The following is a 22,256-nucleotide window of genomic DNA, read 5'->3' on the forward strand; positions in this document are numbered from 1 at the left end:
TGTTACTTTGATATAACCCTATACGGACTCTACGACCGACTGCGCAGGGCTGATTTCGCTCCATTTGAACGATTGCTCCGATGGTTTGTAATTGGCGATACGCTCGAGCAGAACATCGGGGTCGCTCTCGACAATGAACAGATCAAGGTTCGACTCTCTCATGAATCCTTCCTTAACCGCATGCTTCAGAAGGTCAATCAACGGATTGTAGAATCCTCTTACATTCAGGAGGCCGATCGGTTTCTTGTGGATGCCAATCTGCGCCCAACACGCCATCTCGAACAGCTCTTCGAATGTTCCAAGTCCGCCCGGCATGCTGATGTACGCATCTCCCAGCTCGGACATCTTCGCCTTGCGTTCATGCATATTGGCAACCTCGTAAAACTCCGTAAGCTCGGTATGCATCACTTCACCGCTAAATAGCCCCCGCGGCATAACGCCGATCACCTTGCCTCCGGCTTCCAATACCGAGCCCGCAATACGCCCCATCAAGCCTAGCTTGCCGCCGCCGTAGACTAGCTCAATATTTTGGGCCGCCAACGCTTTGCCTAAAGCGACAGCGGAATTTTCATAATCGACATGGTTTCCCGGATTAGAACCGGAATAGACACTAATACGTTTCATTGATATTCTGCTCCTTCTGCATATGCACGTTAGATTTTGTGGCCTCTTCTTATCAGAAAGAAGTAAGCCAGCATCGCCACGACACTCGTCAATAAAATGATGACGCCGAGCGGTACGGCCGTGTCTTCACCTGCTATGCCGACTAGCGGAGTAACGACCGCTCCGAGCAGGAATGGAATGACGCCAAGCAGAGCCGCAGCGCTGCCGGCCTTCTCGCCTTGGCTTTCCATTGCAAGCGGGAACGCCGCCGTTGATGTAATGCCGATTGCAGCTACGAATACAAACAACGGAACTACCAAGGCAAAAAGCGGTCCGTGCACGAAGGCTACCACTAAGACAACGACGCTAGCCAAACCGGCCAGCATGAGTCCGAACAACAGGAAGGTGTGTTCAGATACGCGATGCGACATTCGTCCGACCAGCTGGGAACCGAGGATCAGACTAATACCGTTCGTTCCGAATAATAAAGCAAAGACAGTCGGCGAAACCCCGTAAATATTTTGATAAATAAAAGGCGTTCCCGACACATACGCGAAAACCCCCGCGATCATAATCCCCTGTGCCAGCATGTAGCCGACAAATTGGCGATCCCGCAAGAGCGATCCGTAGTTTTGCAATTGCTGCATGAAATTGCTCGGCGTCCGGCGATCAGACGGCAAAGTCTCCCGCAGTCTCCATTTGGTCATCGTTAACAGGTAGATTCCGAGCAGCGTCAGCGCTATAAATACGCCTTTCCAATCCGCGAAAGAAAGAATCCCGCTTCCGGCAACCGGTGCCACAAGCGGTCCCAAGTTTCCGACAAGCAAGAGCAACGAGAAAAACTTCGTAAGCTCGTGACCATTGAACAGGTCGCGTGCGATCGCGCGGGAAATGACAATACCGGCCGATGCGGCAAAACCTTGTACGAAGCGGAATGCGATCAACAGTCCGATATTGGGCGAGAATGCGCAAGCTAACGAGGCGATTAAATAAACAGCCATGGAGATAAGCAGCGGATTGCGTCTACCGTGGACGTCGCTCAGCGAGCCCATGACGAGCTGCCCGATCCCAAGCCCGAGCAAACAAGCCGTCAAGCTGAGCTGCACCAGGGAAGCCGTCGTTTCGAATTGCTCCACAATTTCCGGGAAAGCAGGTAAATACATATCGATCGTAAAAGGGCCGAGTGTCGAAAATAATCCTAGCAGCAAAGCTAGTCTGAACACGTTCTGTTTGTTGTTGCTGGTCATCATGATGTGAGTCTCCTATTTTGTAAGCGGCAAAACCTAGTCCTTGTGAGCTTTGCTTAACTTTACCTGATTAATCATTAATATAAATGTAATTAAGCATTTCTGTCTACCCGCGGTAGCCGTCCAAGTTGAGGGATTGGTTCTTCTTGGGTGCGGGAGTTCGAGACGGACTAATTCATTTTCAAAGCAGCTTAATTAGCTCTTCTAGCTCATCAACTAATCCTTTTGCAAGTTCAAAATCAGTATCTTTTAAAGCCAATTCTATTTTCATTTCAACTGCTTTTTTATTTTGTTCCGCTTCTAAATAATCTTTATCAAAATGACTAGCATAAATCATCTGCCTAAATTTTCGCATACTCATTTTTCTGATCGTCTTATCTTCAATGATTAATACATAATCCATGCCGTTTACAACAGAATAGAAATCATGAGATATCATGAGAATCGCACCTTTATAGTCTCCAATGGCTTTTTCCAGCGCGATTTGTGTATAGGTGTCCAAATGGCTTGTCGGTTCATCAAGAAGCAATACGTTTGCTTTACTGCCGGAAACTTTAGCCAACTGAAGGATATTTCTTTCTCCACCAGATAGAGATGCTATCTTTTGATTAAGGATTTCTCCTTCAAAGCCATAGTTTGCAATATACGATCTGATCTCATCATAAGTGTTAAATCCAGCATCAATGAATTCTTCAAGAATGGTATTAGAATCCTTTAGCACTTCACCTTGAAGCTGAGATAAATAAGCCACTTTAGCATCCGCATTTATTTCAATGGAATCATGATTATTGTTAAAAATTTCTCGGAGCAGCGTCGTTTTCCCCGTACCGTTCGCACCGATAAGCGCTACTTTATCCGTAGATTTTATTTCAAAGTTAACATTCTCTAACAGCAACTCATCAAAGGCTACACTATAATTATTTACATTTACAACAATACTGTCTTCAATCTCATGATCCATACCGAAACTGATTATCGGTTGCTTAATATCAACAAATGGGGCTTTAAGTCTGCGCGCTTCCAATCTCTCTTGAAACCTAACTCTGGCTTTTAACGCTCTTCCTCTAGATGCTTCAGAATTATAGGTTGCAATCGCTCTAAGATTATCGATAATGTTCTCGTTTCTTTCAATTTCTTCTTTTTCAGCTACTGTGAGTTCCTGTAACTCGATCTTAGTCTGAAGTAATGAGAAGTTATACTCAATATATCGCCCATCAAACTCTTGGATCTCCATGTTTTCAAGATGTATGATTTTGTTGAAACAATGATTCAATAGATAACGGTTGTGGGTCACAACTAGCAGTATTCCTTTGTGGGCATTAATAAGATTTTTAAGCGCATTTAGGTTTTCAAAATCTAAAAACACATCGGGTTCATCCATAATCATGAGGTCGGGACTATTAAGCATTTCCTTCATCACATGAATAAGTTTGAATTCCCCACCACTCAGGTCCGATACTCTAACATCTTTAAGCTTCATGAGGTTGGCTACATTTAGTTTCTTATTAATGTTGCTTTCAAAGTTATCTCCGCCGATTGAATCAAATGCGTCTAAAGCAAATTGATACTTTTCGAGCAACGGCTCAATATCCGATGACGTTTCCATTTCGGTACAAATAGATTGTATTTCATTTTGCAACTTAATCAATGGTTCTCCGATATATTCAAAAACGGTTGTTTCTTTCGTTTGGTCGAGATGTGAGAATTGACTTACATACCCGATTGTACAAGATGGTTCTAACTCTAACTTGCCCTCGAACAAATATTTTTCTGGATCCATCAGTATATCGATCAATGTACTTTTCCCACTGCCGCTTGTTCCTATAAAAGCGCAATGCTGTGCCTCTTCTAACGTAAATGTAATGTTTTTATATAGTTCTTTTTGTGGAAATGAGAAGGATAAGTTTTCGACTTTTATCATAGTATGACCTTTCTTATAACTAAAATGGTGACTACTGTTGGATGTGTTGAAGAGCATGGATTATAAGTTTACCGTTGTTAGAGTAACACTGTTTACAACCAATCTCAATTCATTTATATCCCATCCCTTGGGGGGCATCCAATATCCGGTTCGTACGCGAATTTGAATGCCGCATATCTTCCGACTGCAACAGTTTTTTTGACAAAGGGATATACTGAAAGGAAGCGCCATACTGCCTTTTTATAACCATTGTCCCAAACTTTTTTTGGGCAGCGTGAAAAATAACGGCCTCCTCAATTGTATTACTAGTGAAAGGGGGACATCAGGTGCACGATTCATATGAGCTCAATGAATCCGTTCGCAAAGCCGTGGTCAACTATTCAGACAATCTGGTTAAGATAGCGTTCGCCTATCTCAAAAACGTTGCCGATGCGGAGGAAGTCGCGCAGGAAGTATTCCTCGCCTATCTCCAAAAAACCCCCGTTTTTGACAGTGACGAGCATGAGAAAGCATGGTTAATTCGAACGACGATAAATAAATGCAAAAACCTGCTCAAGACGGGCTGGTTTAGAAGTCGAAACCCGATACCGGACAACTTATCTTACCTTCCTAGGGATGAATACATGGTTTTGCAGGCTGTTTTGTCATTGGATAAGAAATACCGCGTTCCGATCCATCTGCATTATTACGAGGGATACACATTGGAAGAAATAGCTGACCTTCTAAACGCCAAACCTGCAACGGTAGGAACTTGGCTTGCCCGCGGGCGCAATCAGCTTAAAGAAGTAATAGGCGGTGATTTGTAAAAATGAAGAAATTGGATTATAAATCGGCCATGTCCAAATTGAAAACAAGCGAAGACTTTGAGCATCGCACGCTTGAACGGTTAAGCAATGAAAGCCGCAACATAATCGATATTGATAAGCCAAAAGGAGATAATCACATGAAAACAGCTAATCCGGCAGTAAAGAAAAACAAGGTATTCATCTGGGCAACGAGCGTTGCTGCATGCGCAGTCTTAACGTTGAGCATCTATGCGGTTAACCAAAATGGAGGCAGTACTGCCCCTGATCCTGTTACGAACAACCCAAACAATGGCGCCGTCGTTGAAAATAACGGTCCAGGGGCAGGCTCGTCGGCAAAACAAAGGGTCAACATTGACGGCGTCATTGAAGAGGTAAGCGCCGACGGTCAAAGCTTCCGAATCGGTGAGCTTTGGGTGACAGTAACCGAAGACACGACTTACGGCATATCGGACACGACGGCACCGGATGCTTCCGAGCAGCTGGTGAGCAAGGAATTTAAAGTCGGCAACACGGTATCCGGCTTCACTTCGGAAGACGTCGCGAGCGGCAAAGTAACGGCTAATGTGATTTACAACAATTTTTAAGCTTTAACTTCATATCGAAAAAGGCTCTCCTGCTCAGCTTGAATCAGCTGAGCGGGAGAGCCTTTTTCATTTATCCGTATGCGCGACTTATGACGCTTCTCCGTGCAGGTAACGGAAGAACGGCTTATCTACCCAGAATTCGAACGGCGTGATGACCGCGGTAGGATCAATCGCTTTAAGTCCTGCCACAACCTTCGCGGAATCCTCATTCAGCGAGAACGGGTTAACCGTGTACGTGCTGTCCGGATCGGAAATCAGATTGTTCGTAATGACTTCGTAATTGGCAAGCTTCGTGTTCGAGTAGTACAATGGCTGCCACCACGAACCGTAGATCAATCCTTGCTGATCGGCAACGTTTTTCTTCGCGAACTTCTCGATAATGCCGTCGAATGCCGCTTTGTCGGCCGCCGTCGCGAATTCGAACGCAAGATCATATTCCTTCGCGAATGCGATATAGTTGCCGTTAGCGATTTGCACGACGTTCGGACCCGGGTCGCCCCAGTCGGCCAAGAACAGAAACGCGGATGTTTTCGGCTCGAATTGCACCTTCGCGTCGATGCCTTCGCTGCGCAGCAAGCCGATCAGCTGCTGGGCATGCTTGAAGTCGGAATGACCGTAAATAAGCGACAAGGAGTCGATGAAGTTGGCGTCGTAACGGGTGTCCTTGATGTTGTAGCCCGTGAACAGCTCCTTCTCAAGCCCCGCGTTCACCAGCTTCTGCAGCTTCGGAGCGTCGATCAAATCCGATGTCTCGTAAGCCGTGGAAAGCTTCGCGTAAATATCGGAATCGCTCGTGTAGCCGATGTACTTCTTGTATAGACCTTTCGTGATCAGAACCTGGCCGAGCAGCGTTTGGATCAGCTCGTCGCTCGCAGGGGCGTTCGGTTTAAAGCCTTGGCCAAGCGAAGCCGGCAGCAAGCCCGTGTCGATTGCGGCAGCAACCTCCTGGGAAGCCTTAACGCCAAGCGTGCCCTTCTTGACTTGAATCTTGGCGAGCACGTTATCCGCCTTCGCAGCCGGGTAAGTCGAGGCAAGCTCCTTCAAGTCCGCCGCGCGCAGTGCGATCGCGACCGCCACGTAGTTCGTAAGCTGCTGATCGGCCTGAATGGACGGACCAGCCAAAATGCCTTGCTCATAAAGAGCGGCAGCGGCTTTGAACACCGGCGCGTCCGCAGTCAAATCGGTAAAGGTTACTTCCTTGCCGGAAGGTTTATAATCGAAAATGTCGGCGACAGCTTCGACGAGCTGTCCCTTCGTTACTTTACCGGAAAGCTGTACGTCGTATTTCTCCTGCAAAAACTGCTTGTATTGTGCTGCTCCGTCCTTTGCAGAGACTGAAGAAGGAGCTGTCGATACGGCTTGCACCGCTACCGGCGTTGCGGCAAATGCAGTAGCTTGCGTAAATAATAGAGATGATGAGAGCAAAAAGGCAGCAAGCATCTTGGTGCTGAATAGTGCTGTTCGTTTCATGGGCTTGACCTCCATTATTATAATAATTCCGATAAAAATAATCGGGTATGTAATTTCACCTAGTATAGCAACGCTTGGTTAATGATGTCAACGAAAAATATAGCAAAGCGCATGCCAATGCAGGCATGCGCTCTTTAGGCTGCGAATATTCTGCTATTCTTCTTTCGCCGATTCGGCGTATTTCTTGAAATTATCCAAAATCGCTTGCCAGCCGGCTTGCTGCATCTCGACGGCGTTAGTCTCTTCGGCCTCGAACGATTCGACGATTTTGGTGTCGTCGCCTTGGGCAATAAAAGCGATGATTACCTTCCTGCCGTCGCCCAATGTATAAGCGATGCTCTCGTTAAGGCTCACCTCGTCGTATACGCCGCCGAAATCAAATCCGAAGCTTCCGTCCTTGGCTTCCATTCTCGAGACGAATGCACCGCCGACCCTAAGATCGTTCTCCGCAACTGGCGTGTGCCAGTCATCGGAAGCATTGTTCCATTGCTTGATATGCTTCGGTTCCGTCCAAAACTTCCATACGCTTGCTATGGGAGAATGAACGATCGCTTCCACCGTTATCGTTACCGGACTGCTTGTTCCCATTACTTAACCTCCTCATAGGCTATGAATCTATTTTTCTCAAATAATACCATAATCATTCATCGCTAGTCGATATGTCTGAAGCGCTATGTACCCGCCATAATGTAATTTGTCCAAACATATACGATTTATCATACAAAAGTGTGTAAACCAGCCACGCCCCCGATGATTTTGTACGATTTTTCGATCATTTTCCCTGATTTGTCCGATTCGTAAGATTGGTTTGTACGATTTATCGCACAGATTTGCACACTACATAAAAGGACCTCGAATCCGAGGTCCTTCTTCTTGAATGTATTCGCTTCTAAGCTGGGCTGGGCTCAACCCATTAGAACCAACGGCTTAGATCCGGATATCCGCTGGTAGCCCAAGCCCCGTCAACGAGCAGGTTGGCGCCTGATACGTATCCCGCGTCTTCGCTGGCCAAAAATAGCGCCGGACCTGCGATTTCTTCCGGCTTAGCCGCGCGTTTCATCGGAATCCGCTCCATGTAAGCGGCATGGATATCGCTGTTCGCAAGCAAGCTTGCCGTAAGCGGCGTATCGATAAGCCCCGGCAGGATCGCATTGACGCGTATTCCGTCGCGCGCCATTTCGAGCGCCCCGTTCTTGGTCAGCATTTCGACTCCGGCCTTCGCCGAAGCATAAGCTGCGCCCGCATACATCGGAACCTGAGCGTTTAACGATGCGATATTGATAATGGCGCCGCCGCCTTGCTTCGCCATCTGCAGTGCTTCATGCTTCATGCTGAGAAAAACGCCTTTCATGCAAAGGTCGACCGTGAAATTCCAATCGGCTTCGGACAGCTGCGTAATCGTTCCCGGCTTCGAAGCGCCGGCTACATTGAATGCCATATTTAGTCCGCCGAATCGTTGAACCGTCGCGTTCACTAACTCGGCGATTTGATCTTCTTGCGTCACGTTCGCATGAAAGCCGTAAAAGCGCTCTCCTAAATCCGCCTGCATCCCGTCCAGACGTTCCTGGTTCAAATCCGCCCCGACAACCGAAGCGCCCTCCAGAATCAACCGTTTCGTGATCTCGTAACCGATACCGGATGCCGCTCCGGTAACAAGCGCAACCTTATCTTTAAATCGATCATTCATCATAAGTCTCAGTCTCCTTATCGTTTGGATAGGGCTTACGACTACTAGTTTACTACTGAACTATTTTAAAGTATATTAACGATAATTAAGTTTGTTTTTAATAAAATTAAACAAAGTGGTGACGACGATATGAATTTCGAACAGCTCGAATATGCCGTTGAAGTGGCCAAAACAAGGTCGATCACGCTCGCGTCCGCGAAGCTGATGGTTACGCCGTCGACGATCAGCCAAGCATTGACCCGTTTGGAAGAAGAATTGAACGTCAAGCTCTTCCATCGTACGCGCAAAGGGGTTCATCCGCTCGAGGACGCCGCCCATTTATTCGATAAATTCAGAACCGTGCTCGAGACGCTCCAGTCCATCAAGGAAAGCACCGAAACGTTCGGCAAAGGTGCGCTGATCCTTTCCGTCATTCCGGGCGGCGTCCCTTCCATCATTCAAACCATATCCAAAATGAAACAAAACCATTCCGAAATTAAATTCGAGCTCTCGGAAAAAACGACGGCCAAAATCATAAAAGAAGTGCAAGAACAGAGCGCCGATCTCGGACTTATCGCCATTTACGAGGAGGATGTCCGCACGCAGCTTAAAGGGCTGATCTTTCACCCGATCAGCTCCGGAAAATTGTATGCCGCCGTCAGCAAAAGCAACCCTTTGGCAAAGAAGAAATCCGTAACGCTCGGGGATTTCAAAAACGAAATGTTCGTCCTGTTCAACGATGAATTCGTCGATCCGTTTATCAAAGAAGTCGAGAAAACCTGCGGACCTGTCAATGTTCTGTTCCGAACGAACAACTCGGAAGTAATCGGATCGGCGCTGCTGCAATTAAACGCGGTAACCGTCGGGCATGAATACTCCTTTGACAATTCTCCCGATCATCGGCATAACGACTATTTTAAAATCGGAATCGATATGCCCCAGCGCGATATTTTGATCGGGTGGATCGTAGACAAAAGAAACGCAGGGAACCCCATCGTTAACCGGTTCATGGAACGGCATCGGTTCGATTCCAACTTGAACAGGCAGTCTAGAAGGTAACGTTTAACCTGAATGAATAAAACGAAAGAGGAACATCCCATGATATTCCTCTTTGGTTTGCCGCCTTCCTTGCTTTATGTTGCGGACGATTGGTGCTACAATATTTTTGTGAGTGGCTATCACGGATTGCCGTCACGACTCATAATGGATAAGGAGTTATTATTGTGGAAAACCAATATCGAATATTATTATATTATAAATACGTAGCCGTGCCTGACTATGAGCTGGTCGCGCAAGAACACCTTGACTATTGCAAGGAGCTAGGCGTGAAAGGCCGGATTCTAATCGCTTCCCAAGGGATTAACGGCACGCTGTCCGGCACAATTGAGCAAACCGATGCTTATATGGCCTATATGAACGCTCACCCGCTTTTCAACAATATGGTTTTCAAAATAGATGAAACGGATCGACATGCTTTCAAAAAGCTGTTCGTTCGCCCTAAGAAAGAGCTTGTTACGCTGCGGTACGAAACGCCGCTTGATCCTAATGTGAGCAGCGGGAAGCGTTTGTCTCCGCAACAATTTCACGAGCAGCTTCAGCGCGAGGACGTCGTCATTATTGATGGAAGAAATGATTACGAATACGATCTCGGTCATTTCCGGAATGCGATTCGTCCCGATGTGAAGTCTTTCCGCGATTTTCCCGAGTGGATTCGGGAGAACTTGCAGGATGCCAAGGACAAAACCATTCTAACTTATTGTACGGGCGGCATTCGCTGCGAGACGCTAACCGGCGTTCTTCTGAACGAAGGGTTCACAGACGTGGCGCAATTAGATGGCGGTATCGTTACTTACGGGAAGGACCCTGAGGTTAAAGGACGTTTGTTCGATGGCAAAATGTACGTTTTCGACGAGCGCCTCTCTGTTCGCGTTAATCAGACGGACGAGCATATCACGGTCGGCAAATGCCATCATTGCGGCAATTTGACGGACACGATGATCAACTGCAAGGATGACACCTGCCACGACCAGCATCTTGTTTGCGACGACTGCCTGGAGAGCCATGAACAATATTGCTCCGAGGAATGCAAAGTTAATGATAGGGCCGACCATTCGGCGCATGTTCAATAGCTTACCCATTATCAAGCATTTACAGTTATATAGCATGCTTATGAAACACGGAAGAGGGTGTCCCGACGGGACACCCTCTTCCGTGTTTCCATCTTCAAACAAGCAGAGCGTCAGTGCCCCCGCAGATCAAGATCGCTTAACGGATAGTCGCTGCTGCCCCAGGTATAAACGATGTAGTAGTCGGTTAGTATTGGATCCGCCTTTAATGCCTTGAAGGTCAAGTCGCCATGGTCAATAACATCAATTTGCTTGCTCGTTTGCTTTTCGACGATGTAAAACCCATCCCTTTCGCGATACTTTGAAAAATAATGATCCAACTCTTCCAAAGCAAGTTCCGACTTAATTAAAATAGCTCCAAAAAACTGCATGCCATTTCCGTTACCCACTAATTTTCCGGCTGACGATATAGAATCCACGAGTTCGGTTTTGTCGGGCAAGGATACTCTTGTTAGCTCTTTCTTTACGGAATACGCAACATAATTATTCATAAATGGATTGGAGACAACCCCTAAAAAAAGAGCAACCGCTATGATCGTAAACATAATTTTGGTCAACTTCTTCAAGTTTGCACCTCTTTCAAAATCTGTGCCTAACCATACAGATAAGCTGTCATTATAAACGTTAGATCTTTATAAATGTTTCAATTTATTGGTGTTTCATCCATTATCCGCGCCGCGGGTACAAACGATTTTTGTAAGCGATTTCTTAAATCTAACGTTTGTTGACTATAGTATCAAGTTTGTTGTCTAGAAGCTTCGAATCCTCCCAGTATACAATGAACGCAACAAGTGAAAAACAAGCAACAATTCACCGGAAGGAGCGACAGACATGTACCGGACAGCCGAACAACAAAATAAAAGAAAGCGCTTACGAATTCGTTGGCGCAAGCAGGATACAGAACTCACCCTGTTGGCTTTGCCCACGACCATTTGGTACATCTTGTTTTGTTTCCTGCCTATGTTCGGGATCATTATCGCCTTCAAAAACTTCAGAATTAGCGGCGGTTTCTTGAGCAACGTGTTCAACAGTCCTTGGGTAGGCTTCAAAAACTTTGAGTTCTTATTCAAGTCGAATGACGCCTGGATCATTATTCGAAACACCATTGGATACAACATTATTTTTATCGTTCTAGGCATTGTGCTGCCCGTTCTATTCGCGATTATGATCGGACTGCTTCACAGCCGCAAAGCAAGTAAAGTTTATCAAACGATGATGTTCCTCCCCTACTTCCTATCTTGGGTTGTCGTGACTGCTGTAGGCTGGGCGTTCCTAAGCTTCGATAAAGGAATTCTTAATCAGATGCTCGTCAATGCCGGAGGCGATCCCGTTAACTGGTATATGGAACCGTCCTACTGGCCTTACTTCCTAATTCTTCTGAATATCTGGAAGGGCTTGGGCTACGGCATGGTCATCTATCTGGCAACCATCACCAGCCTGGACAGCACCTATTATGAAGCAGCGGTTATCGATGGGGCATCCATTTGGCAGCAGACGAAATATATTACATTGCCCATGCTCAAGCTCGTTATCGTCATGCTGTTCATTTTGGCGGTTGGACGTATTTTCTACACCGATTTCGGCCTGTTCTATCAGGTCACGCGGGATTCCAATTCTTTGTTCAACGTATCTACCACAATCGATGTCATGGTATATAAACAACTGAAATCCGCTACACTCGGGATGGCAGCCGCAGCCGCGTTCGTGCAGTCCGTTCTCGGTTGTGCAACGATTCTGGCCGCTAACTGGATTGTCCGCAAAATCGATCCTGATAGCGCGATGATGTAAGCCTATGCTTACGAAGTGTGTTTGCTGCGCAAACATGAAGGAGGTATGACCTTGTCAACGAGAACCACTTACGAAACAGGACTTGAGAAATTCAACCGTACGAGCAAACCCGTCGACATCCTATTCAACCTGATCTTTATCATCTTGGCGCTGCTTTGCGTCATACCCGTCATTGTTGTTCTTTCCATTTCCTTCTCCAGCGAGAACTCCATACGCGAGACAGGATATCACTTGCTGCCGGTTGCATTGTCCGGAGAGGCTTACGCCTATGTCATCAAGCAAGGAACGATGATTTTGCGGGCGCTTGGCGTATCCGCTCTAGTAACTGTTGCAGGTACTGCGATCGGCGTATTGCTTACGACCTCCATGGGCTATGTGCTTTCCCGCCCAACCTACAAGTTGAATGGCTTTCTGACCTGGGTCGTATTTATCCCGATGATATTCAATGGCGGTCTCGTATCCAGCTACTTCATTAATACGAATCTATTAGGGCTTAAAGACAGCGTCTGGGCGCTTATTCTGCCGCTGGCCGTCTCATCGTTTAATGTGATCATTTGCAAAACCTTCTTCAAAAGCACGATTCCCGATGGGCTGATCGAATCTGCCGAAATCGACGGCGCGAGCCAGCAGCGAATCTTTTTCTCCATCATCCTGCCGATTTCCTTGCCGGTCATTGCAACCATTGGACTGTTCCTCTGCTTCGCCTATTGGAATGATTGGTTCCAATCGATGCTTTATATCAACAACCAAAACCTCTATTCTTTGCAGGCTCTGCTAAATAGCTTGATGAGCAATGTGGATGCACTCGCCAAAAACGCCGCAAGCATGGGTGTCAGCTATGCCGTGCTTGTCGCAACGATGCCGAAGGAATCCGCCCGCATGGCCGTAGCTATTATCATTGTTCTGCCCGTAGCCTTCGCCTACCCGTTCTTCCAGAAATATTTCATTTCCGGATTAACGATCGGCGCTGTCAAAGGCTGACCGACGAATCGAAATAAGCCAAGCTAGCTTGGTTTATATAGATCACTGTACAAAGCTTACGGTGATCCAACTTCTATAAGGGGGAAATGAAATGAAGAAATCTTGGAAGCTCCTCTCTACGCTTTGTATTCTTACCTTGCTGGTCGCCGGCTTGGCAGCCTGCTCCGGATCGAACTCGCCGAATGCAACCAACAAGCCGAGTACGGCTACGGATGCACCGAAGAGTACCGATGCACCAAAGGATAGCGAAGAGCCAAGCAAGGATATTCCGACGTTGGTCTGGTGGCTGATCGGCGGCCAAGTACCTAATAACTTCAGCAAAGCTATTGATGCCATGAACGCGTACACGGCCGAGAAAATCGGCGTAAAAATCGACATCAAGGTAGCCAGCTGGGGCGAATGGGACACCAAAATCAACACGATTGTGAATACGGGCGAACCGTTCGACATCATGTTCACCAACAGCGGCAAATACAGCAAACAGGTGGCTATGGGAGCTTTTGCCGATATCACCGATCTGGTTCAAAGCGAAACGCCTGACCTATACAAGCTGATTCCCGAGAAGGTCTGGGACGGCACGAAAATCGGCGGTAAATATTACTCCGTTCCAACTTATAAGGATTCATCGCTAACGCAATATTGGGTGTACGATGATAAATACGTTCAAAAGTACAATATCGATATCAACAATATCAAAACGCTGCAGGACCTGGACCAACCTCTGCGCGCGATAAAATCTGGCGAAGGCAAAAGCTTCTACCCATTGCCGATGACGCAAGGCGAAGGCTTGAACGGCTTCTTCAACAATTATGACGACTTAACGCTGGGCTTCTCCCCGATCGGCGTAAGAACCGACGATGCTTCGCGCACGGTTGTCTCCGTTCTCGAGCAGCCCGACATTATGGCCGATCTGAAGCTCCTGCATGAGTGGTATCAGGACGGCATTATCAACCCTGATGCTCCAACGAAAACAGAGAACGACAAAGGCCGACCATTCTTTGCCGCTCAGGCATTCCCGGGCGCTGAAATAAGCTGGCAAATCAATGATGCTATTGAAAAGTATGATATGGTTCAGCACTTCGGACCTATTTATACAACGAGCACGATCCAAGGCTCTCTGAACGCGATTTCCGCGAATTCGAAATATAAGAAAGAAGCGCTCAAGTACCTCGAATTGGTCAACACGGATCCAAAGCTGCGTAATATGCTGGCATTCGGGGAGCTTGACGTAGACTACAAAAATGTCGATGGCGAAAAGGTAATCGAGCGCACTTCCGATACTTGGCCGCTGGCTGCTTACTCCCAAGGCACATTCTTTAATCTTGCGGTTACCAAAGGCGCTCCCGTTGATCAATGGGACCAAGTTAAAAAGCTGAACGATGCAGCGACATCTTCCAACGTGCTAGGGTTCGCGCTGGACATCGGCAATCTTCAGACCGAAGTGGCGAATGTCCAAGCGGTATGGGATAAATACAAATATGAACTCATTACAGGCGCATCCGATCCGGAGAAAATGATTCCGAAGATTACCGCGGAACTAAAGTCCGCCGGTATGGACACGATTATGAAAACCGCTCAAGAACAAATTAACAGCTACTTCAAGTAAGCAAATAACAAGAAAGCCGAGCTCTTTCTGTCGAATTCATGTGCAATTGAATGACAGAGAGAGCTTGGAGTCTTTCAGCGAAAATCTGTACATGCAGCGAGACCTACGACTCTTCTCACCAGCTCCTCGCTTGGATAAGCACATCCAGTCCGAGTACACCTTCATAGCTGACCCCCAGCCGAAATACTTCGCCTTTACAGAATCTATGGAAAGACGGGGAAAAGATTGATATACTGTTTTTGCATGCGTAAGTAGATAGATGGGGGCATGAATATGTTTGCGAAGCGACTGAAGCAGATGCGGAAGAAGAGGAAATTGACCATGCAGGAAGTGGCCGATTTTGTTGGCGTTGCCAAAAGCACCTATGCCGGCTATGAGTCGGGTTACCGCCAGCCGACGATAGAGTCCATACAAACCATATCCCGAAAATTGCGTACGTCGGCTGATTATTTATTAGGTCTTACCGATTACTCCGAACTGCCGGCGGAGGTTAACCATAATGCAAAAGAATATTTAAACGTTGAGCAGCTTCATTGGGACGGCGTCCCTCTGGAGAAAGACGATCTCGATCTTATTCGCAATCTGCTCGACCGCGTGCTTCGTGACCGGGCTTTAACCAAAGAAGAATAACCCCTCCGCGTGATGCTAACGCAGCAAGATATAATAACAGGTCAGTTAATGGTCAATCACACCATTAACTGACCTGTTTTTGTATGCTGGACAGCTAATCCCGCCGCTATGCCCCAATATCCGCGATTCATTGTGGTAACAAATTGCCGCGATGTGCATATAATTGTCGCGATGCATCGAATTAGCAACTTTTGTATCCGCTTTCATATCTTCTGCATGGGGATTCACCTTTGCTTCAGCTAGTTCCGGAGATGTCATTCTATTGGATGGTCATGTGCAAATAAGGAGGAATAATGGCATGAACAAATGGTTGAAACTCGTCACCTTGGCCGTTATGCTGCTTACGTACGATTCTTTTTACAACTTTTGGCCGGCTCGTGCCGAGGCGGGATTCTCAGACTATATTACGCGCAGCGGAGATACGTTGATGGAGGGGACATTCGCGTTTCGTTTTATCGGAACCAACCAGCCTTTGCTGAATAGAGCATGGACGGATCCGTCTGAAATCGAGGATACGATTCGCGCGGCAAGCAGTTCAGGGATTAATGTTATCCGCTTATATCCGTTTGAAGTGTCAATGGGCAGCGATCCCGCAGGAACTTACCGTCATGTGATGGGGCCTAACGAATTTAATGAAAGCGCATTCAAGTTATTAGATAAAATGGTACAACTGGCAAACCATTACAACGTTCGGCTAATCGTACCTTTCGTCGATAAGTATAACTACATCGGAGGGATTGCCGATTGGTCGGCTTTCCGCGGGAAAACGGCGAATGATTTTTGGAGCGATCCGACCATAAAGCAGGACTTCAAAAACTTCATTACATTTGTGGTTCAGCGGATCAATACGTATACGGGTGTTCCGTACAAAAACGATAAAGCCATTCTGGCCTGGCAGCTTGGGAACGAACTTCCTTCCACGGATAGCTGGGTAAGCGAGATGGCCGCGTATGTAAAGAGCCTCGATTCCAACCATCTTGTAGCCGATGGAGGGTATATACGTGCACAGGGAATAAGGACCAATGCATTGAATGACAGCCATATCGATATTATTGTTCCGCACATTTACAGCTATCACAATGTCGACATGGTTACAAAGCTCAATGAGTGGAGAAATAGCACCAAAGGGAAAAAGGCGCTGGTCATTGGCGAATTCGGTGACTATTCCCCGGCGGATACGGAACAGCTGCTCGACATCGTTCAGAACAATGGAACATCAGGCGCCATGGTCTGGGGCAGCATGCATCATCACAAGATGGGCGGATGGCATTGGCCTCCGGTCGGAGAATGGTCCTATTTGCGTTATCCCGGTTTCGCAACCGGCGGTTGGGCGAACGAAACGGCCATCATCGACCTGCTGCGCAAGTATGCCTACTCGATGAAAGGCTTGGCCGTTCCTCATTGGCCGGCACCCGATGCGCCCGTGATGTTCCCTGTCGATTCCGTGCATACCCTCTCCTGGATGGGTGTTTCCGGGGCAAGCGCCTATGACGTTGAACGTTCGACAAGTCCCTCCGGCCCATGGATAGCTGTAGGCAGCGATGTGACGGATGATATTACCACACCGCGTCATCATACGTTTACCGTACCGATCTTCGGCGATGCATCTGCCCAAGAAGGCACAAGCTATTACTATAGGGTGAAAGCGAAAAATGTGCACGGTACCTACTCCCCGTACTCCAACATCATCGGTCCAATTAAGGCGAAAAGCGGGGTCATCGTCGACGCAGAAAGCAGCGGCTATACCGAGACGGGAACCTGGGGGACTAGCACGCTAGGCGGCAGTTACGGCGGCAGCTCGCGTTACAGCAGTACCATTGGAAGTACGGCTACGTGGAGACCGAACCTCACGACGCCGGGATACTACAATGTGTATGTCCGATATCCTTACCATCAGGGTTCAACGAAGTATGCTCAATATTCAATCTATCACAATGGCGTGACGAATACCGTAACCATCAATCAGACGACTATAGCGGGCGGTCAGTGGCGCCTGATTGATACGGTATATTTCGCTGGCGGACCGGAAGAATATGTGAAGCTCGCGACCGTTCAAGGCGGATCCAACAGAGCCGATGCGGTCATGTTTGAACCGCAGAGCTTTGGCGACAGCTTTCAAAACAATAGTTCCGGCAGTTGGACCCCTCTGAGCGGCAGCTGGTCTTTAACCAATGATGTGAGTCATGATAGCAATCCTCTAGACAATAAAGTGTTGAAACAATCGGGCACGGGCATTGCCGAAACCGTTATCGATTCGACTTACTCCAACGCCACCATAACCGTAGCCCTAAAAGCGTATGACAATCATATGGCCAACGCTTCTGCCGGCTTAGTTGCCCGGGCAAATTCAGATTTCTCCTACATGTACACCCTGCGCATCAACTATGATCAGAATAAAGTCCAACTGTACAAGAAACTGGGCAATAGCTGGACCAACATCGGGGAAGCGAATATGATAGCCACTCCAGGCACTTGGTATCTGCTTAAGCTGGAGATGAAAGGAAGCTCATTGAAAGCCTATGTGGACGGCGTGAAAAAAATCAGCGTTAGCGATTACAGCTTGACCAGCGGGAGCATCGGTTTGCGGACGTACGATCAGACGGCTGTCTTCGACAGCATCGTTGTTTCGACGAACTGACCCGAATTTTATACTTTCTTATATGGCCAGCAAAATAAGCTGCCGTCGCCGGCAGCTTTATTTTCATAACCTTATTTCTATAAAAGTTCTTTAATTCGCATGGATCGTTTCCAGCCCTGCATTAACGGTCTTCATGATATTGACCATATCTGTGTAGGGCTGGTCCTGCTGATTGACCAAGCCTATATTGAAATTCTCGCTGTCTTTACGTCCGGTAACCGCTTGATCATAGTACGCAAACCAGCCCGATCCGACAAATAGCGGATGTGCCGTTTGGCTTTCGATGAACGTTTTGAAGGCCGTGCCTCTGTCCGCTATACTGGCTGTTCTTGTAGCCGCATTGATGGGCGATAACCCGCGCTCGCTAGTGCTAAATGTATATTCCAGATTCAACAGCGGTTTTCCGAAAGCTTCATACCTGGAAAGCCAGCCCGCATCATTCGTATAATTATCTACGGAAAAAGCATCCACAAACTCCATGGCTGCCGAATCCCAATCCAGACTGGTCCGCCAGGTGGGGACGATAGATGAACCTAAGAACAAATGGTTCGGATCATATTTTTCGATAATATTCCGGATCGTCCGGAAGTACGTTTTGGATGCCAGCTTGATATAATCAGATACATCCGCAGCCGGAACGCTCGCGATCGCGATCGACGTATGCTTTAATGCGTCAAATGATTCGGCGCTCGTACCAAGAATCTGGTTGACGGCGGCAATGTCATTGTTATATCTTGGCGCAAGAAAATCCACAAAGGCGCCCTTCGCCGCAGACGTTGAACCATACGTCAAAATCTCTTTTACAATATCGGCCGACCATCCGGCCTCGTTATCGTAAGTGTAGCCGATCAGCCACCGGTCATTCCTCGCCTCTTGAAGCTGTGCGCTCAAGGCGCTGTCAATAATGGATTCCGCCTGCGGATCGAACACATCGTACGTCCATTGAATCCTTTTCAAATTTGACGGATCTTGCAGAACCTCTATATGGGGAAAAGTGACATTATCAGGTCTGGTCCACTTGCTAAAGGCATTAAAGCCCCAATTGATCAACCGCTTCTTGGTGATTTCCTCCCACTTCGATTCATAGTTTCTGCCGTATTTTTTCATGACGTTGGCGACGACGAAGCTGACTCTTTCGCCATTGGAGTCATTGGCGTAAGCGGGAGCATAGACGCTCGGATCGGGAAGCTCCTCGAACACCTTTCGGGGAGTACCGTCCGTCTTCCTATTCGGCGTTCCGTATCCCCACTCCCATATGCTTGTCGCATCCACACCCTTTAAAATGAATTTATAGCCGTCCGGCGTAATAAACCACCATTTATTATCGATTTGTTCCAGTCGGAAAAATCCGGTGCTTTTGTACATTCCCCCGCTTTTAATCCCGCCGTACTGATCATATTTCCTTCGGTCCAGCGAAACTTTCACCAGCGCTTTCGCCTCATTCGCATATTCCTGCCGTAATTGTGCGTCAGTTGCAACCTTTCCCGTCCACGTTTCATAAATCCACTGTCCGTATTTATCCACCATCATAGCGTCTTTCTTGAGTTCAGCCTGCATCTGCTCTACGGTAAAAGCAGCAGCCGGATTCTGCCCTTCATCGCCTGTGCCTTTATAAATTTGCACTTCCGTAAGCGGGATATGCTGATAGGCGTGCGACCGCTTGATATCGATGACAATAAATCTGGCCATCTTGTTTTCCATTGGGATGTTGACCGAATAGTTCAAGGCGGTTCCTGATTTTACATGCTTGCCGGCAATATAGTAAAAATCCGGTGTAGCCTCGGAGCGGTATTTAACCGTAAATTCCTTAAACCCCCAATAGATGTTAGGCGAATTCAGTACGATGTTTATTCTATCCAGCGGGTAGTCCTTCTGCAGGTCGAACACCGTCTGCACCGTCCCTTTGGCTGTGGCGCTTCCCATCCATCCGGCATAGGTCGTCATTAACGCGTCAAGAAGTACGCCGCCCTCTGATGATACCAAGCCGGTTGCGCCATTGTCAGGAGAATTGCCAGCATTCGGGGCAGGGCTGTAATAATAGTTTCCGGTCTTGAGCAGCGTACCTTCCGCGAGCGCTCCTCCGGAAGGGATGAACGACGACACCAGCAGGATGACTAGAAATAGTCTAAACGCATCGCCTCGATACCAGCTATACCATTTGCTCATCATGAACCTCCACCCCTTATCCCTTAATGGCTCCGATCGTCATCCCCTTGACAAAATAACGCTGCAGAAACGGATACAAGAAAATGATCGGCCCAATCGTAATAACAACCGTCGATAGCTGAACGCCTGTTGCCGAGACGGGAATATTGATATTCGCGTTCAAATAATCCAGATTCTCCGAATTGGAAACGATTCTTCGCAGCATCATCTGCAGCGGATGATTTTGCGGATCGTCGATAAACATTAACGCGTTAAACCAATCGTTCCAATAAGAAAGCGCATAGAACAGGGCAATCGTCGCGATAACCGGCATGGAAATCGGCCAGATGATCCGGAAGAAGATATACAGCTCATGCGCACCGTCCACGGTTGCCGCCTCATTCAATTCAAAGGGAAGCGTGCGGAAATACGATGTCATCAAGAAGGCGTTGAAGGCGGAGAACAAGAGCGGCAGCAGCAGCGCGAGCAGTGAATCGCGCAGGTTCAGCCAGTTGGAAATGAGCAAATAATAGCCGACCAGACCGGGTGGAAACAGCATCGTGAAATAAATGTAGAAGGAAAGGACATACCGGTATTTTACCTTCGGATGGGCCGCAACATAGGAGAACATGGAGGTCATAAGCACGGCTGAGACAGTGCCGGCAACCGTAATAAAAATGGAAACGAAACTGCTGTAGTACACTTGGCTTCCCTGGAATAAGAAGCGGTAGGAATCAAACGTAAATTCCGTCGGGAACATTCGAAACCCCTTGACAATCTGACTCTCCGCCGTGAATGACCCGATGTACATAAGCCAGAAGGGAATAAAACAAATCAGGGCGAAAGTGCCAATGCACAGATAAGCCGCTGCGGACACGGCGAGCTGCGAAGTATCCCGCTGTGCCATTCTCATACAATCACGCCCTTTCTAGAACAGCTTCGAATCGTTATCGACCCGGCGGACAACCCAATTGAAGAACAGAATGGTGATCAGCCCCATAACCGACTGGAATAAGGCGACTGCCGCGGCATTGCTGTAGCTGTTCATATTCGTGGACCTCAAGGACCGGTACGTATACGTATCGATCACATCCGTAGAATCGAAGAGCAGCGAATTGTCTCCGATGATGCCATAAATTAAGCCGAAATCGCCGTAAAAGATGCGTCCCAGCGAGAGAAGCGTCAGCACGATAATGGTCGGCCTCAGGAGCGGCAGCGTAATATACCAAATCTGCTGCCACCGCTTAGCGCCGTCGATTTTAGCGCTTTCATAATATTCCTCGGAGAAACCCGTCAAGGTTGCAAGATAAATAATCGATCCCCACCCTGCTCCCTTCCATACGAATATGATCGTGAGCAGCCAAGGCCAAACTTCCGGCGTTTGAAACCAGGAGATCATCTGCCAACCGAATTCCTTCAGCATGCGATTAATCATGCCGTCCTGCCCGTTAAAGAAATTCATGACCATCAGATTTACGACGATAATGGAAATGAAATGCGGCAGAATGACGAGCGATTGCGTCACCTTTTTGATAAAGGAATGATGAATTTCATTCAGCAGCAGCGCAATGCATAAGGAGCATACCGTACCCGAAACAATGAACAGAAGATTCAAGTAAATCGTATTCAACGTTACGCCCAGCCAATCCGGACCGGTGAAAAAAAACGTCAGATTGTCGAGACCCACCCATTCGCTCCCCCAGAGCCCCTTTGCCGGCATAAACTGCTTGAAGGCCAATAGATGAGCGGACATCGGCAAATAAGAAAAAATAAAAACATACACAACAACGGGAATCGACATCGCATATAGCCATTTGTTCTTCCTCAGCTCCTGCAGAATCCCCATCCCATGCTCTCCTCTCCTTTCCTTTCTTCTGTACTTGCATATTACGCATTCGTGATTCCGTACGTATAGTCTTGAATTTATCAATAGGTATGAACGGCAACACCCTGTGAAGGTTCGATTTCTATCACACGCGAAAAGTACGGAATTTACTGCTGGGCACCCAATTGAAAAAAACCGGCCGGCCTTGTTTTTCAAGGCC

19 protein-coding genes are annotated in these 22,256 nt (G+C 47.5%); 9 read left to right on the forward strand and 10 right to left on the reverse strand.

What is annotated here, in order from left to right:
* Window positions 1-18: 18 nt before the first annotated feature.
* The 3 genes from AC0YN0_RS26880 to AC0YN0_RS26890 all read right to left on the reverse strand — a co-directional run bounded on the left by AC0YN0_RS26880 (window position 19) and on the right by AC0YN0_RS26890 (window position 3,771).
* Window positions 19-624: an LOG family protein gene (locus AC0YN0_RS26880; RefSeq protein WP_475824034.1), complete on the reverse strand. Its 606-nt coding sequence runs from the start codon at window positions 622-624 to the stop codon at window positions 19-21.
* 29 nt (window positions 625-653) lie between these two features.
* Entirely contained in the window at window positions 654-1,850 is a 1,197-nt protein-coding gene (locus tag AC0YN0_RS26885) for a multidrug effflux MFS transporter (RefSeq protein ID WP_475824139.1), read from the reverse strand.
* 181 nt (window positions 1,851-2,031) lie between these two features.
* The gene (locus AC0YN0_RS26890; RefSeq protein ID WP_475824035.1) at window positions 2,032-3,771 is read right to left on the reverse strand and encodes an ABC-F family ATP-binding cassette domain-containing protein; all 1,740 of its coding nucleotides are present in this window, start codon (window positions 3,769-3,771) and stop codon (window positions 2,032-2,034) included.
* A 326-nt stretch (window positions 3,772-4,097) separates the two neighbouring features.
* Between AC0YN0_RS26890 and AC0YN0_RS26895 the strand changes: the two genes are divergently transcribed.
* Window positions 4,098-4,577 carry an RNA polymerase sigma factor gene (locus AC0YN0_RS26895; protein WP_475824036.1) on the forward strand — a complete coding sequence of 160 codons (480 nt, stop codon included), beginning with the start codon at window positions 4,098-4,100 and terminating at the stop codon, window positions 4,575-4,577.
* 2 nt (window positions 4,578-4,579) lie between these two features.
* Window positions 4,580-5,161 (forward strand): hypothetical protein, encoded by a 582-nt coding sequence (locus AC0YN0_RS26900; protein WP_475824037.1) that lies wholly within the window; start codon window positions 4,580-4,582, stop codon window positions 5,159-5,161.
* Window positions 5,162-5,248: 87 nt separating this feature from the next.
* Here AC0YN0_RS26900 and AC0YN0_RS26905 read toward each other — a convergent pair whose 3' ends face one another.
* From AC0YN0_RS26905 to AC0YN0_RS26915, 3 genes are all read right to left on the reverse strand, one after another.
* Entirely contained in the window at window positions 5,249-6,631 is a 1,383-nt protein-coding gene (locus tag AC0YN0_RS26905; protein ID WP_475824038.1) for a hypothetical protein, read from the reverse strand.
* Window positions 6,632-6,784: 153 nt separating this feature from the next.
* Entirely contained in the window at window positions 6,785-7,219 is a 435-nt protein-coding gene (locus tag AC0YN0_RS26910; RefSeq protein WP_475824039.1) for an SRPBCC family protein, read from the reverse strand.
* 325 nt (window positions 7,220-7,544) lie between these two features.
* Window positions 7,545-8,321 (reverse strand): SDR family NAD(P)-dependent oxidoreductase, encoded by a 777-nt coding sequence (locus AC0YN0_RS26915; protein ID WP_475824040.1) that lies wholly within the window; start codon window positions 8,319-8,321, stop codon window positions 7,545-7,547.
* A 126-nt stretch (window positions 8,322-8,447) separates the two neighbouring features.
* On the opposite strand from AC0YN0_RS26915, the gene AC0YN0_RS26920 reads away from it, so the two are divergent.
* Window positions 8,448-9,356, forward strand: a complete 909-nt coding sequence (locus AC0YN0_RS26920; RefSeq protein WP_475824041.1) for a LysR family transcriptional regulator — start codon at window positions 8,448-8,450, stop codon at window positions 9,354-9,356.
* A gap of 161 nt (window positions 9,357-9,517) precedes the next feature.
* A complete protein-coding gene (gene trhO / locus AC0YN0_RS26925) occupies window positions 9,518-10,426 on the forward strand; it encodes an oxygen-dependent tRNA uridine(34) hydroxylase TrhO (protein ID WP_475824140.1) in 909 nt (302 codons plus the stop codon).
* A gap of 110 nt (window positions 10,427-10,536) precedes the next feature.
* Here trhO and AC0YN0_RS26930 read toward each other — a convergent pair whose 3' ends face one another.
* Window positions 10,537-10,989 (reverse strand): hypothetical protein, encoded by a 453-nt coding sequence (locus AC0YN0_RS26930; RefSeq protein WP_475824042.1) that lies wholly within the window; start codon window positions 10,987-10,989, stop codon window positions 10,537-10,539.
* Window positions 10,990-11,254: 265 nt separating this feature from the next.
* On the opposite strand from AC0YN0_RS26930, the gene AC0YN0_RS26935 reads away from it, so the two are divergent.
* The 5 genes from AC0YN0_RS26935 to AC0YN0_RS26955 all read left to right on the forward strand — a co-directional run bounded on the left by AC0YN0_RS26935 (window position 11,255) and on the right by AC0YN0_RS26955 (window position 18,066).
* Window positions 11,255-12,211 carry an ABC transporter permease gene (locus AC0YN0_RS26935; RefSeq protein WP_475824043.1) on the forward strand — a complete coding sequence of 319 codons (957 nt, stop codon included), beginning with the start codon at window positions 11,255-11,257 and terminating at the stop codon, window positions 12,209-12,211.
* Between the two features lie 45 nt (window positions 12,212-12,256).
* Window positions 12,257-13,192, forward strand: coding sequence for a carbohydrate ABC transporter permease (locus tag AC0YN0_RS26940; RefSeq protein ID WP_475824044.1), 936 nt, complete (start codon window positions 12,257-12,259; stop codon window positions 13,190-13,192).
* 91 nt (window positions 13,193-13,283) lie between these two features.
* Window positions 13,284-14,798: an ABC transporter substrate-binding protein gene (locus tag AC0YN0_RS26945; protein WP_475824045.1), complete on the forward strand. Its 1,515-nt coding sequence runs from the start codon at window positions 13,284-13,286 to the stop codon at window positions 14,796-14,798.
* Between the two features lie 273 nt (window positions 14,799-15,071).
* Window positions 15,072-15,428: a helix-turn-helix domain-containing protein gene (locus tag AC0YN0_RS26950; RefSeq protein ID WP_475824046.1), complete on the forward strand. Its 357-nt coding sequence runs from the start codon at window positions 15,072-15,074 to the stop codon at window positions 15,426-15,428.
* A 298-nt stretch (window positions 15,429-15,726) separates the two neighbouring features.
* Window positions 15,727-18,066, forward strand: a complete 2,340-nt coding sequence (locus AC0YN0_RS26955) for a golvesin C-terminal-like domain-containing protein (RefSeq protein WP_475824047.1) — start codon at window positions 15,727-15,729, stop codon at window positions 18,064-18,066.
* Between the two features lie 90 nt (window positions 18,067-18,156).
* On the opposite strand, the gene AC0YN0_RS26960 is transcribed toward AC0YN0_RS26955, so the two are convergent.
* From AC0YN0_RS26960 to AC0YN0_RS26970, 3 genes are read right to left on the reverse strand one after another with little or no spacing between them, the layout of a single operon-like run.
* On the reverse strand, window positions 18,157-20,235 hold the full coding sequence (locus AC0YN0_RS26960; protein ID WP_475824048.1) for a hypothetical protein: 2,079 nt from the start codon (window positions 20,233-20,235) through the stop codon (window positions 18,157-18,159).
* 13 nt (window positions 20,236-20,248) lie between these two features.
* Window positions 20,249-21,124 carry a carbohydrate ABC transporter permease gene (locus AC0YN0_RS26965; protein WP_475824049.1) on the reverse strand — a complete coding sequence of 292 codons (876 nt, stop codon included), beginning with the start codon at window positions 21,122-21,124 and terminating at the stop codon, window positions 20,249-20,251.
* 15 nt (window positions 21,125-21,139) lie between these two features.
* Window positions 21,140-22,057: an ABC transporter permease gene (locus AC0YN0_RS26970; protein WP_475824050.1), complete on the reverse strand. Its 918-nt coding sequence runs from the start codon at window positions 22,055-22,057 to the stop codon at window positions 21,140-21,142.
* Between the last annotated feature and the right edge of the window lie 199 nt (window positions 22,058-22,256).

Source organism: Paenibacillus sp. J22P218 (assembly GCF_056269195.1).